Source organism: Brevibacillus sp. M2.1A (genome assembly GCF_013284355.2).
Taxonomy (GTDB): Bacteria; Bacillota; Bacilli; order Brevibacillales; family Brevibacillaceae; genus Brevibacillus.
Genome location: NZ_JABSUY020000001.1, coordinates 2,219,911 through 2,234,690 on the forward strand (window position 1 = coordinate 2,219,911; position 14,780 = coordinate 2,234,690).

Annotated in this window: 14 protein-coding genes; 11 read left to right on the forward strand and 3 right to left on the reverse strand. The window is 47.5% G+C overall.

All coding sequences use genetic code 11. The features are described 5' to 3' along the window. The first annotated feature begins 627 nt into the window (after positions 1-627). The 11 genes from HP567_RS10910 (at position 628) to HP567_RS10960 (ending at position 13,374) form a co-directional block, all read left to right on the forward strand. On the forward strand, positions 628-2,214 hold the full coding sequence (locus HP567_RS10910) for a glutathione ABC transporter substrate-binding protein (protein ID WP_173608682.1): 1,587 nt from the start codon (positions 628-630) through the stop codon (positions 2,212-2,214). Positions 2,215-2,314: 100 nt separating this feature from the next. Continuing rightward, positions 2,315-3,886: a glutathione ABC transporter substrate-binding protein gene (locus HP567_RS10915; RefSeq protein WP_173608681.1), complete on the forward strand. Its 1,572-nt coding sequence runs from the start codon at positions 2,315-2,317 to the stop codon at positions 3,884-3,886. 37 nt (positions 3,887-3,923) lie between these two features. Then, positions 3,924-5,144 carry an amidohydrolase family protein gene (locus HP567_RS10920; RefSeq protein ID WP_173608680.1) on the forward strand — a complete coding sequence of 407 codons (1,221 nt, stop codon included), beginning with the start codon at positions 3,924-3,926 and terminating at the stop codon, positions 5,142-5,144. A 515-nt stretch (positions 5,145-5,659) separates the two neighbouring features. Further along, positions 5,660-5,854 carry a hypothetical protein gene (locus HP567_RS10925; protein ID WP_173608679.1) on the forward strand — a complete coding sequence of 65 codons (195 nt, stop codon included), beginning with the start codon at positions 5,660-5,662 and terminating at the stop codon, positions 5,852-5,854. Between the two features lie 131 nt (positions 5,855-5,985). Continuing rightward, complete coding sequence (locus tag HP567_RS10930) at positions 5,986-7,560, forward strand: glutathione ABC transporter substrate-binding protein (protein ID WP_173608678.1); 1,575 nt, start codon at positions 5,986-5,988, stop codon at positions 7,558-7,560. 127 nt (positions 7,561-7,687) lie between these two features. Next, entirely contained in the window at positions 7,688-8,323 is a 636-nt protein-coding gene (locus HP567_RS10935; protein ID WP_173608677.1) for an NUDIX hydrolase, read from the forward strand. 139 nt (positions 8,324-8,462) lie between these two features. Continuing rightward, the gene (locus HP567_RS10940; protein ID WP_173608676.1) at positions 8,463-9,899 is read left to right on the forward strand and encodes an MDR family MFS transporter; all 1,437 of its coding nucleotides are present in this window, start codon (positions 8,463-8,465) and stop codon (positions 9,897-9,899) included. 147 nt (positions 9,900-10,046) lie between these two features. Then, positions 10,047-11,297 (forward strand): GNAT family N-acetyltransferase, encoded by a 1,251-nt coding sequence (locus HP567_RS10945; RefSeq protein WP_173608675.1) that lies wholly within the window; start codon positions 10,047-10,049, stop codon positions 11,295-11,297. 89 nt (positions 11,298-11,386) lie between these two features. Beyond that, positions 11,387-11,560, forward strand: a complete 174-nt coding sequence (locus HP567_RS10950; protein WP_007728597.1) for a hypothetical protein — start codon at positions 11,387-11,389, stop codon at positions 11,558-11,560. Between the two features lie 78 nt (positions 11,561-11,638). Then, the gene (locus HP567_RS10955; protein ID WP_173608674.1) at positions 11,639-12,115 is read left to right on the forward strand and encodes a PilZ domain-containing protein; all 477 of its coding nucleotides are present in this window, start codon (positions 11,639-11,641) and stop codon (positions 12,113-12,115) included. A gap of 116 nt (positions 12,116-12,231) precedes the next feature. Continuing rightward, positions 12,232-13,374: a DUF2087 domain-containing protein gene (locus HP567_RS10960; RefSeq protein ID WP_173608673.1), complete on the forward strand. Its 1,143-nt coding sequence runs from the start codon at positions 12,232-12,234 to the stop codon at positions 13,372-13,374. Here HP567_RS10960 and HP567_RS10965 read toward each other — a convergent pair. The 3 genes from HP567_RS10965 to HP567_RS10975 form a co-directional block, all read right to left on the reverse strand. Continuing rightward, complete coding sequence (locus HP567_RS10965) at positions 13,371-13,688, reverse strand: hypothetical protein (protein ID WP_173608672.1); 318 nt, start codon at positions 13,686-13,688, stop codon at positions 13,371-13,373. The two genes, HP567_RS10960 and HP567_RS10965, sit on opposite strands and share 4 nt — an antisense overlap. A gap of 125 nt (positions 13,689-13,813) precedes the next feature. Then, entirely contained in the window at positions 13,814-14,266 is a 453-nt protein-coding gene (gene gerQ, locus HP567_RS10970; protein WP_173608671.1) for a spore coat protein GerQ, read from the reverse strand. A gap of 32 nt (positions 14,267-14,298) precedes the next feature. Continuing rightward, the gene (locus HP567_RS10975) at positions 14,299-14,721 is read right to left on the reverse strand and encodes a cell wall hydrolase (RefSeq protein WP_012685322.1); all 423 of its coding nucleotides are present in this window, start codon (positions 14,719-14,721) and stop codon (positions 14,299-14,301) included. Positions 14,722-14,780 lie beyond the last annotated feature (59 nt).

Below are 14,780 nucleotides of genomic sequence, written 5' to 3' on the forward strand. Positions count from 1 at the left end.
CCCGCAAATCCCTTCTCCGCTTGGTAGGACTCCACAAGTCGCTACGTCTGGAAATATTCTTCTCTGCCGTGACAGATCACATTCTTCCATCTTTTAAGGCTTTTAAAACTCGTTGAACACGGAAAGCTCGTAGAGGAGGCAGGCGAAGATCTTTGGTAAACCGACCGAGACGGAATGCGAAAAGTGAAAAGTGAAAAGTGAAAAGTGAAACACGCCCTTAAGCGTCCACCTCTGAAACACATCCTGAAAGGACCACTTAGGACGCGGTTTCGCTTTTTGCATGGAGTCGTGTAGCGAATCCCCCAGCGGGTGGGACAAGAAGCTGAGCGTTTTCTCCTGTTTCCTCCACACCACTACAGCACCATATAATCCAAGTCTATTTTTATTGCATGATTCGCACAAAAGTAGAAATACTGAAAAAAAGAGTAAAGAAAGTGAAAATACAAGTAAAGAGAGTGAAAATACAATGCCAGAATAGTGGGTAAAATGAAATATGCGCGAATGGTCAAAATATTCAAGTTCATCTGGCGCAAAAAACGGTCACGACCGTTTTTTTGACCGCAAGCGGTCACATCAACATTTATGAAAAACGTCCAGACGTTTTTCACAAAACAGGGGGATCACTACATGAAAAAGACGCGCTTTTTCCAGACGCTGCTTGCCATGACCGTTGCGGTTTCTACTGCGTTGGCAGGCTGCTCACAAGCACCTGAAGCAGGAGGGAGTACCAATTCTTCGGGGCAAACCAACTCTTCAACACCTGCTGGCAAAGAAGGCGGGACACTCGTCATCGCCCGCTTGTCTGATGCGAACAACCTCGACCCACATTTTCTAACGCAAATCAATTCCGCCGCCATCATTCATCACAAGGTATACGAGGGTCTTGTTCGGATGGACAAAGAAAGCAAATATGTAGGTTCACTCGCTTCTGAATGGAAGCAGCTCGATGATGTGACATGGGAATTCAAGCTTCGCTCTGGTGTGACATTCCACGATGGCACGCCATTCAATGCGGAAGCTGTGAAAAAGACGATTGCACGTGTTCAAGACCCGGCTGTAGGCTCAAACCGCGCCAATTTGTTTGAAGCCATCAAAGAAGTAAAGGTCGTGGACGATACAACGGTTCGATTCATCCTGCACTATCCATACGCACCGCTCCTGTCCGTGCTCGCCAGTGCAGAGGGAGGAATTTTGTCACCAAAAGCGATTGAACAGTATGGAAAAGAATTGACCAAGCATCCAACGGGAACAGGGCCTTATAAATTCGAATCATGGACACCTGGTCAAGAAGTCGTCCTGGTGAAAAATGATAGCTATTGGGGCGATAAACCGAAGCTGGACAAAGTCGTCTTCAAGACCGTTCCAGAGGATACGACCAGACTTGCGATGGTCGAGACAGGAGAAGCGAATGTAGCTGAGCAGTTGCCAGTGACAGAAGTCGATCGGGTGAAAAATTCTCCGAGTATGACACTTGGTCGTTACCCTGCTTTCGCTAGCGATCATATCGGGATTAACAACTCGAAGAAGCCATTCGATGATGTACGCGTTCGTCAAGCAATTGCACATGCGATTGATAAGAAAACCATCATTCAAGGGGTGTACAACGATGTAGGGACGGTCGCTCATTCCTCCATTACCCCGTCTATGGTTGGTTACAGCCCGAATGTAAAAGACTTGCCTTACGATCTGGAAAAATCCAAAAAGTTGTTGGCGGAAGCTGGATACGCGAACGGCTTCAAAGCAACGATTTACTTAAATGATAACAAGGCACGAGTAAGCTTGGCAGAGGTGTTGCAGCAACAGCTGAAACAAATCAATATCGATTTGGAAGTGAAAGTGCTAGAGTTCGGTGCTTATATTGAAGCAGCCAACAAAGGCGAAACGGAATTGTTCCTCAGTGGTTGGGGCAATGCCACAGGCGATGCAGACTACAACCAATACAATCTGTTCCACACGAAGTCGCAAGGGGCAGCTGGCAACCATGCTTTCTACAGCAATCCGGAAGTGGACAAGCTGATCGATGAGGGCCGCAAAGAGAAAGACGAAGAAAAACGGAAGCAAATCTACGAAAAAGCACAGCAAATCGAAATGGACGAAGCAGCAATGGTACCGTACCGCTTCTCTGAAAACCTCGCAGCGATTCAAAAAGGCGTAGAAGGAGTTTGGATCAGCCCAGCAGGACACATTGAGATCGATGCTGTAACTTTGCCATAATTTCAGCAAAAAGTGCTTTATGATCAGCATAGCTTCGCCCATTGGGAACGAGCTATGCTGATTGATTATACAAAGAAAGATTAAAATGGGGGCGTGTCTAATGAAAAAACAGAAGAGGCTAGGTTCAATACTGGCAGGTATCCTGAGCGTTGGTCTCGTGCTTACAGGCTGTTCATCGGGTACAGAGCAAAGTGCGGCAGGGGCTCCGACTGCGAAGGAAGCTCCGGCAACAGATCAGACGCTGGTGATTGCACGGCAGTCTGACGCAAACAATCTAGATCCGCACTTTATTTCAGCGATCAATGCAGCGAGTGTGGTCCATCACAAAGTGTACGAGGGTCTTGTCCAGCGAGATGATAACATGGCGTTCAAGCCGATGCTAGCCACGGAATGGAAGCAGTTGGACGATGTCACCTGGGAGTTCAAGCTGCGTCAGGGGGTCAACTTCCACGATGGTACGCCGTTTAACGCCGAAGCGGTGAAAGCAACATTCGCACGCGTCCTCGATGAAAAGGTCGCCTCTCCACGTGCGTCTCAGTTTAAGATGCTTTCGGAAATAAAAGTAGTGGATGATTACACCGTGCAATTCAAGCTAGCCTACCCGTATTCCCCATTGCTGTCGATCCTCGCCAACCACGAAGGAAGCATCATCAGTCCAAAAGCAATAGAGCAATACGGCAAGGACCTGAGCAAACATCCCGTCGGCACAGGGCCGTTCGTATTTGAATCGTGGACACCTGGCCAAGAGATCGTACTCGTGAAAAATGACAACTACTGGGGAGAGAGGGTGAAATTCAAGAAGGCTGTCTTCAAAGTCGTACCAGAGGACACGACGCGCGTAGCCATGGTAGAGACGGGAGAGGCGCACATCGCTGAACCATTGCCGGTGACAGAAATTGACCGCGTCAGTAATTCCCCTCAAATGAGTTTGTACCGGACAGAGGGCTTGGGGACAGATTTTATCGGGTTCAATACCAAGAAAAAACCGTTTGACGACATCCGTGTTCGCCAGGCGATCAACTATGCGATTGAGACTGATGCGATCATCAAAGGTGTGTACAACGATGTAGGAACGAAAGCGAATTCCGCAATGAGTCCGAAGGTTCTTGGATACGATGGGGCGTTAAAAGGATACGAGTTTGATCCGAACAAGGCCAAGGCCCTGTTGAAAGAAGCGGGCTATCCGGACGGCTTCAAGACAACCCTGTGGACAGGCGATCGCAAGGAACGGATTAATGCTGCGGAAGTAATTCAGTCCCAGTTAAAGGGAATCGGCATTGAAGTAGAGGTGAAAGTACTTGAGTATGGAGCCTATTTGGATGCAGAAGACAACGGTGAAACAGAGCTGTTCATCAGCGGATGGGGCAATGCCACTGGAGACGCTGACTATAACCAGTACAATCTGTTCCACTCCAGTTCTTTGGGCAAAGGCGGTAACACAACGTTCTACGTGAATAAAGAAGTGGACAAGTTCATCGAAGAGGGGCGTCGCGAGCAGGATACGGAAAAACGAAAGCAAATCTATGCAAAGGCGTTGGAGATTGAAAAGCAACAAGCACCAATCGTCCCGATCCGCAATCTTGAACATGTCGCTGCAATCAGCAAAAACATCAAAGGCTTCTGGATCAGCCCTTCAGGGTATATGATGATCAACGGCATTACGATTGAATAGCGCAAACATTTAGAGAGAAAAGGATGGGAGACGGAGCATGAAAGAAAGCCTATGGATCAAAAATGCGAGTCTGGAATGTGGTTATTCAGAGACGAATGGCATCGTGACGGGCACAAAGACGGATCTTTTCCACGTCTTGCTCACGGACGGTCGCGTTGAGAAAATCGTACCTGCTTTGTCAGATATACCTGATGGGGTTTCTGTGTGGGATGCACAAGGCCTACTGATGCTGCCTTCTTTCCGGGAAATGCACATTCATTTGGACAAAACATTTTATGGAGGTCCGTGGCAAGCTGTTCTTCCTGCTCCCAATCGTTTTTTTCGAATCGAGCAAGAGCAGGAACTGTTGCCTCACCAACTTCCCGTCGCCCGTGAGCGTGCAGAAAAGCTGTTGGAGTTAGTGCAATCGCACGGCGCTACTCACGTGCGGACGCATTGCAACATTGACCCGGTCATTGGGTTGAAAAATCTGGAAGCCACATTGGAAGCATTGGCAACTTACCGTGAAAAACTTTCCTGGGAAATTGTCGCGTTTCCCCAACATGGCTTGTTGCGCAGTGATTCTGTTTCCCTCGTTCGTGAGGCAATGAAGCATGGAGCTGGCCTCGTAGGTGGTGTCGATCCTGCCACATTTGACGATGATATCGAGAAATCACTTGATACGATGATGGACATAGCGGTGGAAGCGAATGCGGATGTGGACATTCACTTGCACGAGCCTGGTCATTTGGGCGTTTATATTATGAAAAAATTGGCTGTGATGACAAAGGATGCGGGTTGGCAAGGTCGAGTCACTGTCAGCCATGCTTACGGGCTAGGAGAGGTACCGACTGCTGTGGCAGAAGAGGTCGCGGAGCTTTTCGCCGAGCAGCAAATCGTTATCATGTCGGCTGTTCCTATTGATATGCCGACCATCCCGATTCCGTTGCTTCATGCCAAAGGCGTCCATGTTGGTTTGGGCAATGACAACATTACTGATCATTGGGACCCATTTGGAACCGGAGATATGCTGCAAAAAGCAAACCGTCTGGCTGAACGGTTTCGTTGGATCGATGAGCGATCTCTATCGCGTGCGCTGGGATTCGTTACAGGTGGCGTGACTCCACTGGATCAAGCTGGCAATCAGGTTTGGCCGAAAGTCGGAGATGAGGCAAATGCGGTTTTCGTCTGTGCCAAATGCTCCGCCGAGGCTGTGGCTAGACAATCTCCGAAGGAAGCGGTGGTTTTCTCGGGCAAGATGGTTTGGCAGAAACAATAAAGAGTAGGAAATACGATCCGATCTTCTTAAGAAGGTCGGATTTTTTTGTTTGTTTAAAAGTGTCTGTAGTGGGGAAGAAGTGCATTTCCAGTCTACGCTTCGGCCTCCGCCCCGCAAGGGGGATTGACTGTCCGCTTCGGAATAAATGGCGGGAGCGCTTCAAACGTAGACAGTTTCGAAGAAGTATCTCATGAATGAAGCTGAAATTCCCCGCCATTTATTCCTACGCTGAGATGGGCTCCAGAGGCGCTTGGACTGGAAATGCACTTCTTCCGGCGTAGCTTTTGTAAGTATTTCGAAAGCCGTCTCAAGATGAGAAAAGATTGCTTCGTGACCATACTGACTTTCATTTCAAATCTATTCATTGGAACATATCAGCCAAGTACAACGATGAAATACCTTCTAAAATTTTCCATTATCATCTTTCAAACAGATCGAAAAATAGACAAAAGCAACGTCAAAGAAGCGTGTTTCCAATCATAGCGCCTTTGGAGCCCGACCGAGCGGAGGTATGAATGACGGGAGCGTTTTTAGCTTCAACGTGCGAATACGTCATCGAGGCTACCCCTTTTGAAGCGGCTCCTGTCATTCATTCCGGAGCGGACAGTCTTCACGCCTTGCGTGGCGTAGGCCGAAGCGAAGACTGGAAACACGCTTCTCCACCGAAGCTACGGTATCAAGTGTATTTTCGTACTTTTTCATCTGCGTGAAATTAAATAAAAGTAAAAATATTATAAATTGATGTAAAGATGCTGAAAGGTTCGTTTGAAAATCTACCGTATAATGCAAATAAGAAATACATTCAGAATTTTCGACAGTATTCTACAGGGGGTAGACACAAATGAAGAAAACACGCATGGTCGGTTCCTTGTTGGCTCTGACATTGACGGTTAGTGTTGCGTTGACTGGATGTGGTGGTGCGAGCTCCGAGCAATCCGGTTCGACGAATAATACTACTGCAGAGGCTCCGAAAGAAGGGGGAACCCTGATTGTAGCCCGCAAAGCAGACGCCAACAATTTGGACCCGCATTTCATCTCCAATATTCCTTCGGCAAACTATGTGTACGGAAAAGTCTATGAGAGCTTGGTTTCTCGCGATAAAAACGGCGAGTACAAGCCTACACTCGCTACTGAATGGAAACAGCTCGATGACTTGACATGGGAGTTTAAGCTCCGTGAGGGCGTTACGTTCCACGATGGTACACCTTTTACAGCAGACGCTGTGAAAAAGACGTTCGAACGTGTACTCGATCCAAAGGTTGCATCACCGCGTGCATCCAACTTTTCCATGATCAAAGAAATCAAGATCGTGGATGACAAGACTGTACATTTCGTGCTGGAGTATCCGTTTGCACCGCTGCTCTCCATCTTGGCTAGCTCAGAAGGAAGCATCATCAGCCCGAAAGCGATCGCCGAGCATTCCGATACATTGGCGAAGCAGCCTGTGGGAACCGGTCCTTTCAAATTTACATCGTGGGCACCGGGTCAAGATATGAAGCTCACGAAAAATGATACCTACTGGGGTGAAAAACCAAAGGTAGATGAAGTATTGTATAAGGTCGTTCCAGAAGATACGACCCGTGTAGCCATGATTGAAGCAGGCGAAGCGCACATTGGCGACCAGCTTCCTGTAACGGAAGTAGAGCGTGCACAGGCATCTCCTGGGATGAACATGGTGCGTGCAGAAGGCTTGGGTGTGGATTATATCGGCTTTAACGTACAGAAGAAGCCATTTGATGATGTACGTGTACGTCAAGCTGTCGCGCATGCTATCGAAAAGCAAGCCATTGTACAAGGAGTATACAACAATGTAGGAACACAAGCTGTTTCCTCTATGTCGCCAAAAGTAATCGGCTTCAACCCGAATCTCCAGGATTACTCGTATGATGTCAATGCAGCAAAAGCACTGCTCGCAGAAGCAGGTTACCCGAACGGCTTCAAGACGTCCATTGTGACAGATGATCGTAAAGAGCGCATGAACGTAGCTGAAGTCATCCAGTCACAGTTGAAAGGCATCGGCATTGATTTGGAGATCAAAGTAATGGAATACGGTGCCTACCTGGAGCACACAGACAATGGTGAGCATGCGATGTTCATCGGGGGTTGGGGCAATGCAACAGGGGATGGTGACTACAACCAGTACAATGTTTTCCACAGCACATCGAAAGGCAGCGCAGGTAACATGGCGTTCTACAACAATCCAGAGGTAGACAAGCTGATTGAAGAAGGACGTCGCGAAAAAGATCCGCAAAAACGCAATGAAATTTATGCAAAGCTGCAAGAAATCGAGCTGAAGGAAGTACCGATCCTTCCAATCCGCACGATTGACCATGTGGCGGTTACATCCAAGAATGTAAATGGCTTCTGGCTGAGCCCAGTTGGCTACTTGATGCTGGATGAAGTATCGATCAACTAACGATGATAGAAGGGATGGCGTTTGTCGCTGTCCCTTCTTTCGTCAATAGAAAGGAATTCAAGCTCTGGACCGGGAATGTAACTTGGGGAAGAGAAATGCTCAAGAGACAAGTCATGGGGTGGAAAACATGCAGGAAGAGCAGCTAGACATATTTGATGAAGCAGGGCGGCACATCGGGGTAGAAGCGCGTAGCGAAGTACATCGGTTGGGGCTGTGGCACCAAACCTTTCACTGCTGGATTTATCGCGTAGTAAATGACCAGATCGAAATGTTGTTCCAAAAAAGACATCCACAAAAGGATACTTGTCCGGATCTGCTCGACATTACCTCTGCCGGTCATCTTCTCGCTTCAGAACAGCCATGTGACGGCGTGCGGGAATTGGAGGAGGAGTTGGGCTTGTCCGTGAGCTTTGAGGAATTGGACAAGCTAGGCGTGATTCGTGATGTAATGGTTGCCCCCTCCATTATTGATAAGGAAATGTGCCATACATTTTTGTATGAATGCGATCAACCCTTACGCGAGTATCGTGTACAAGAAGAAGAAGTCACAGGGCTGTTTTGGGTCAGTCTGCATGAGCTAGAGCGGTTGTTTGCGGGCGAGATCGGGCAGATGACGGTGAATGGATTTTTGCTAACGGAAAATGGTGAACCTAAAGATACAACGATGATTGCGGCCAAAGCTGACTTTGTACCACATGAAGTGCATTATTACCAGAAGGTGTTTGCAGCAGTGAAACTACGCTCAGCCAATCGAATGCCCTGATCGGAAAAACAATGCCTCGCTTGTTATTTGACAAGACGAGGTTTTTCGTTAGTGGAGAAAGATGGTTCTCTCATGTGATATACTAAACAATGCTTTTTCACTGCTCGCGATCACGCATACATAGAGAGAGGAGATCGAGATGAGACTTCAGATTATGATTGCCCTAATGCTCTCGACATTCCTTGCTGCGATGGAAGGAACCATTGTGAGTACAGCAGTACCGCGCATTACGAGCGATTTGGCAGGCTTTGAACAGGTGAGCTGGGTATACGCCATCTACATGCTTGCCACTGCCGTATCTGCCCCCATTTACGGCAAGCTGGCTGATTTATTTGGCCGAAAAAACGTATTGTTAATCGGAATCGGCATCTTTTTGCTAGGTTCTACGCTCTGTGGAGTAGCGACTTCGATGTGGCAGCTCATTGTTTTTCGTGCCATTCAAGGCTTGGGTGCAGGTTCAGTCATGCCCATTACGATGACCATTATCGGTGACTTGTACACGGAGCAGACTGCCAGAGCAAAAGCCCAGGGCTGGATTAGTGCTGTATGGGGACTTTCCGGTGTGGCAGGTCCGTTGGTCGGAGGGTTTTTGGTCGATACACTGACGTGGCGTTATATCTTTTTTCTTAACTTGCCTTTTGGACTTGTATCGTTTTTCATGCTCATCTTTTTGTACAAGGAAAAGCTTGCCGTCAAAGAAAAGCGCCATATCGATTATCCGGGCGCGCTTATTTTTTCGGTCGGAACCATCGCCTTGTTGTATGCCTTGTTAACAGGCAGCCAGAATCAATCCTGGACCAGTCCAGTGACGATTTCCTTGATCGTATTTGCTTTGGTGACCTATTTGGTGTTTGTATCGGTGGAGAAGAAATCGCCTGAGCCGCTGATTCCGCTTTCGCTTTTTACTAATCGAAATGTAACCATGATCAATCTGCTGACGCTCTTGACCAATGGAATTGTAATCAGCATGGTGGTGTACTTGCCGATCTGGAGCCAGGGAGTCTTGGGAGAAAGTGCGACGATGGCTGGCTTTGTCCTGACACCGATGCCGGTTTGCTGGACGATCGGCTCTATCCTTGCCGGGAACTTGTTAGGAAAGCTGCGAGCGGAACAGTTGTTTATCGCGGGGACAGCCGTTCTGACGGTAGCGACAACGTTGTTGAGCTTCCTTTCCGCTCACTCAGCGGGATACCTCATTTATGTGGCTGTGGGCTCAATTGGTTTGGGAATGGGACTCATTTCCCCGATCGTTATGGTAAAAATTCAATCGTCTGTTGCAGTCGACAAGAGGGGAACTGCCATTGCCCTCAATACATTCACGGGTACATTTAGCCAAACCTTCGGGGCTGCTGTATTCGGAATGTTGTTCAACATGGTAACTGTAGCAAGTGGTCATACGAATTTAGGGGCCTCGTTTGAACACGGATCGGTCCCTGTGGCACAACTGGCACAAATCCGGGACTTATTGGCTAGTGGTGTTCATGTGGTCTTCACAGGCACCTTAGTGCTTGCGATAGGCAGCTTTATTCTGACGCTTTTGATCGCAAAAGGGAATCGAGTCAAGCAGACACACTAATTCGAAGACGTCCGCCAAGTGCGGGCGTTTTTTTAATATTTGGTTACAGTTTTCCAAAAAATACAAACTTCGTATTGCCAGCGGTTACATTCATCGATACTATTTTCCTAGATGCCCAATTTCTTGCAGACAGGAGTGCATGAGACGATGGAGGAGATTCGCCCGGTTTCAATTGACGATATCGATGAGGTCGTTAGGATTGCAGCGATGAGCTACCCTGGAAGCAATCTTCTGGGTACAGAGAGCAGACAGCGTTTTGCGGACCGTGTAAAAGAAATGATCGAAAACGACCCACACGTCAGCTACCACGGCTGCTATCGGGATGGACGACTTGTGGGAATTATGAAATGGTACGATTTCCCTATGAATGTTCACGGTACACCGCTCTTGACTGGCGGGATTGGGCTGGTCGCCGTAGACCTTTTGCATAAAAAGGAAAAGGTCGCCATGTCGATGCTACAAGGTTTTCTTTCCAGCTACCGGGAACGGGGAATTTCGCTGGTCTCTCTCTATCCGTTTCGTGTTGATTTTTACAAGCAAATGGGGTTTGGAATAGGAACCAAGGTTCACCAATACAAATTCAAACCGTCTAGCCTGCCGTTTGTAGGAAAGGACAAAATCGTTTATATAGGAAAAGAGGACAAAGAAGAACTGTCTGCTTGCTATCATCGCATCGCCCGTCAAACCCATGGTATGATCAAGCGAACAGACCGAGAGTGGGACAGACTCCTCGATGTCCCTGAAATGATTGTTGTCGGCTACAAAAAGGAAGGGAGATTAGGCGGCTATCTCGCTTTCCAGTTCCAGAGCGCTCATGAAAAAAATAAACTCGTCAACAACATAGAAGTAAGAGAGCTTCAATATGAGAGCCGCGAAGCATTTGCCCAACTGCTCTCTTTCCTGCGGAGTCAGGCCGATCAGATTCAACGGATCGAGTTCACGACACCGGACGAAGATTTTCACTTGTTGCTCTCTGATCCGGGCAATGGAACGGATTCGCTGTTGTGGAGCATTTATCATGAGAGCCATGTATCAGGAGTCGGTCTGATGTATCGGATCATTGATGTGCCAGGATTTTTCCGTCAGCTGTCCCACCACCGTTTTGGTTCGGAAACAGTGAATGTAAAGCTGACGATCCGCGATTCGTTCCTGCCCGAGAATGAAGGAACATGGCTCATCAAGTTTGTCGATGGACGTCCGGAAGTAGGAGAGGCAGCGGAGTCAGACGTTTCGGTGCAGCTAGATATTGCCGATTTTTCTTCACTCGTGATGGGGGTAGTAACTGTCCGCAAGCTGTATCAATACGGCCAGTTAGAGCTGGATACTCCAGAGAAGCTTCCCATTTTGGATAGGCTGTTTGCAGTTTCCGAGAAGCCGAGAAGTGTGACAACCTTCTAAAAAGAAGATTCGTCACGTTTTTGACACATTTGGTTATCTTATTTTGCTTCCTCCCATATGTTGTTAGTAAATGGGAGGAGGCAGGTTTTATGATCTTTTTAACACTCGTTATCTTTTTTGCGTTTCTTTTGATTGTTTGGGTGGTCGTTAGGCTCCTCTTCCGGCTGGAAAAGCATGATTCCATCACACATGATGAGAGGGAATTATGGAATCGCTTTCAGGTGAAAGAGCAGGAGATCAAATACCGAAAGCCCAAAAAATAAAAAGAAAGGCGCCAAAGTGACAGGCGCTCTTTCTTTTGCGTGTTACCCCACTATGAGAAGAGAAAGAAGGAGAAAACAATGCCGGGTAGATCAGAGGGGCATCAACGTGAATTTTTTCGCTTACGACTAGAATACGCCCTCTGTGCAGACATGACTATTGTGCTGGTCAAAGGGAAGACCATGGAGATTGGGAGCACGCAGGTTTTGATCGAGGATATTGGGGCAGGTGGACTTCGTTTTCTCTCTCATCTCAAAATGCCAGCAAATGACCAGCTCGTTCTGCAGTTTGCGACGGAATTGTGCGGACAGGCTCTGAAAATGTACGGCCACGTAGTTCGCACGATTCCGTGGGAAACGGACTATTACGAATACGCTGTGCGGTTTACGATGGAAGAGGAACAACATCTGGAGATTAATCGCTTGGTAAACCGACTGGCGATCCGCTATCGGCAGAAACGTACAGCAACAGAAGGACGTTTCTTTAAAGGTGATCGCCAGGCATTTTTAAAAGAGTTGGCCCAAGCAAGTCTTTCGATGCGAGCCAGTGAAGCATAGACAATAAGGCTTTCTGTTGTGCGAATACACGACGGAGAGCTTTTTTGTTTGACATAATATAAACGCGGTGATAAGTTATCTATAATAAGTCAAACGAATAAAGGTTGTGTTTATAGATGAGTCTTCATGAAGCATTTTGGAGCGCTTCTCTTCAAGAATGGAAGCAAGGTTACATCGAACAAGATGAACATTTCATGTGTTTGCTCTGTGGGGAACAGGTGGAGAAAGGAATCATTTATCCGGTGGAGGGTGTCCTGTACGAAGCGTCCCGCTTTATGCGCCATCATATCGAGGTTGCGCACGGTTCTGTCTTTACCCACCTGAGCCAGTTGGATAAACGATTGACGGGCTTGTCTGATCATCAAGTTAATTTGCTTCGCCTTTTTTACCAAGGAAAGACAGACGCCGAGGTTCAATCTGAAATGGGGATCGGAAGTGCATCGACGATCCGTAATCACCGCTTTGCACTCAAGGAAAAAGAACGTCAGGCCAAGGTGTTTCTGGTCATGATGGAATTATTGCATGAAGCGGATAAAAATCAATCGTCCAATGATGCCAAATCAAGCAAGCAAAAGAACACCTCGAAAGATGGCGATGCCGCTGAGTATGTCGCGATCGTAAAGAAATTCCTGCCAAATGGATTATCAGGTCGATTAGAGCGCTTCCCGCGCAAGCAAAAGCATAAACTCATCCTACTCGAAGAGATTTCTAAAAAATTTGAGCTTGATCGTTTCTACACCGAGCGGGAAGTGAATGAGATTTTGGAAGGTCTCTATGACGATTATGTGACCTTGCGGAGATATTTAGTCGATGTGGGTTTGATGGATAGACAGGCGGACGGCAGTCAATATTGGCGGATCGCTGTGGAAAATGAAGGAGAGGAGCGGGGGGCTCAGCAGATGAATCGCAAGCAAGAGCTCAAGCAGATGTACAAGGAAGTAGAAACCGATGCAGGCGTTTATCAAATAAAAAACAAGCAAAATGACAAAGTCTTCATCGCCAGAACGAATAACCTAAAAACGATCAACGGTAGAAAGTTCATGCTTCAGCATGGCTCGCATCCGAATCGTGAACTGCAAAAAGACTGGGATAAATACGGTTCGGACGCTTTCGAAATCGAAGTGCTAGAGAAGGTTGAAAAGAAAGACCATCCGTATTTTGATCTGAAGGATGCCCTGGAAAAACTCGAAGATAAGTGGATGAAAAAGCTGGCGCCATATGGTGATCGAGGCTATCACGTGCAAAAGGATCCGTCCTAGTCTCGTCCATCACCCAGCATGCGGAAGCGCTCCAAGTGATCCCACAGACCTTCCTTTTGCAAGATCTGGATTTGCTTTTCGCCAAGTAAATCAAAATGCGGGAAGGGTGCACGGTTATGAATGTAGACGGGATCGAGTCCGTTGGCAAGGCACCAATCTGTCAGTAACGAATAATTGGCACAGCCTACTTTTGTAACGGTTTTGATGCCAGGAAACCGTGGGTCTAGCCAATAATGCGTGAGAAATGCCAACTCGCCTCGACTAACGGCTTGCTTCCAACGGTTTAGTTCCTCTCGTGTAATCCCAAATGCCACTTTTCCTCATCCTTTGCAAAGCGATCGCGTTTCTCACTCATTAATAGCATGGAATGGTATAAACGTCAAAAAGACAGTTCTCCTCGGGGATAGCCGAGGAAAACTGTCTTTTTGTGCTTGGTCGTTTACCGAACTCCTGTTGGAAGCTGAGGCGGGATGTAATTCAACTCTTCGTCGGCCGTGATGTAATCTGTGTTGACCATGAGGAGCAAATAGCGTTTGCCGGTTTGCGGATCGCTGATAATAATGTGGTCCCGGCCAGCTGTTTCGAGGACACCACGGAAAATTTTAGCGTTCCATTGGCTGTTGTTTTCAAATGTTTGGTACACCGTAATGACTTTGCCTCGATTCAGGCGAAGGATGTTTTCGATGTACGATTCTTCCATCACTTGCCCAGGGGTAATGGGCATTCCGGGAATCAAGGATCCACTTGGTTGCATCGGAACTAGTTGAGGTTGCTGCTGCTGGATCATCTGCTGCTGTTGCTGAGGTATGCCGTATGGATACTGTGCGGATGGGTACATGTCGTAGCCGTATTGTTGTTGAGGGAAACCAGTGTAAGGCATTTGTTGACTCATGATGAACTCTCTCCTTTATCTATCTAATCCTTTTAATAGACGCGTGGACAATCTGCTGGTGTTGGAACGAAGAAGCAGTGTGCCTTATAGCGACCGGAGTTTTGTTGATCCCACCAGGTAGCTGGACAGTTTCCGGCAGGCCGGTAAAACCATAATGCGTTGCTAGCCGGACGGGTCTTTTCGCCATTGACTGCGCGCTGTGCCAATCGTCTTTCTTTATCTCTGGTCCGTTGATAGAAATACGGCTTTTGGACCGCTTCGAATCCTCCCGGAGATTGATAGACCATGTCACGCATGCTGCGAATGTTTTTGAAGTCAAGGCAGTTACCTAAAATCCGATTTACCCCAACGTTGCCAACCATCAACATGCCCAACTCACCTTCACCCTCAGCCTCAGCTCGAATCAGTCTGGCAAGCATATCGACATCTTTGGAGTTCGCTTTGATGACGGCCATTGCTTCACCTCCTTCCCCAAAAATCACAATAACAATATATGGGCGAATAATAGATTGGT

What these genes read in the sequence shown, in the direction of transcription:
- HP567_RS10910 (WP_173608682.1), top strand. Translation starts at nt 628, where the DNA reads ATGAAAAAGACGCGCTTTTTCCAGACGCTGCTTGCCATGACCGTTGCG.
- HP567_RS10915 (WP_173608681.1), top strand. Translation starts at nt 2,315, where the DNA reads ATGAAAAAACAGAAGAGGCTAGGTTCAATACTGGCAGGTATCCTGAGC.
- HP567_RS10920 (WP_173608680.1), top strand. Translation starts at nt 3,924, where the DNA reads ATGAAAGAAAGCCTATGGATCAAAAATGCGAGTCTGGAATGTGGTTAT.
- HP567_RS10925 (WP_173608679.1), top strand. Translation starts at nt 5,660, where the DNA reads ATGACGGGAGCGTTTTTAGCTTCAACGTGCGAATACGTCATCGAGGCT.
- HP567_RS10930 (WP_173608678.1), top strand. Translation starts at nt 5,986, where the DNA reads ATGAAGAAAACACGCATGGTCGGTTCCTTGTTGGCTCTGACATTGACG.
- HP567_RS10935 (WP_173608677.1), top strand. Translation starts at nt 7,688, where the DNA reads ATGCAGGAAGAGCAGCTAGACATATTTGATGAAGCAGGGCGGCACATC.
- HP567_RS10940 (WP_173608676.1), top strand. Translation starts at nt 8,463, where the DNA reads ATGAGACTTCAGATTATGATTGCCCTAATGCTCTCGACATTCCTTGCT.
- HP567_RS10945 (WP_173608675.1), top strand. Translation starts at nt 10,047, where the DNA reads ATGGAGGAGATTCGCCCGGTTTCAATTGACGATATCGATGAGGTCGTT.
- HP567_RS10950 (WP_007728597.1), top strand. Translation starts at nt 11,387, where the DNA reads ATGATCTTTTTAACACTCGTTATCTTTTTTGCGTTTCTTTTGATTGTT.
- HP567_RS10955 (WP_173608674.1), top strand. Translation starts at nt 11,639, where the DNA reads ATGCCGGGTAGATCAGAGGGGCATCAACGTGAATTTTTTCGCTTACGA.
- HP567_RS10960 (WP_173608673.1), top strand. Translation starts at nt 12,232, where the DNA reads ATGAGTCTTCATGAAGCATTTTGGAGCGCTTCTCTTCAAGAATGGAAG.
- gerQ (WP_173608671.1), bottom strand. Translation starts at nt 14,266, where the DNA reads ATGAGTCAACAAATGCCTTACACTGGTTTCCCTCAACAACAATACGGC.
- HP567_RS10975 (WP_012685322.1), bottom strand. Translation starts at nt 14,721, where the DNA reads ATGGCCGTCATCAAAGCGAACTCCAAAGATGTCGATATGCTTGCCAGA.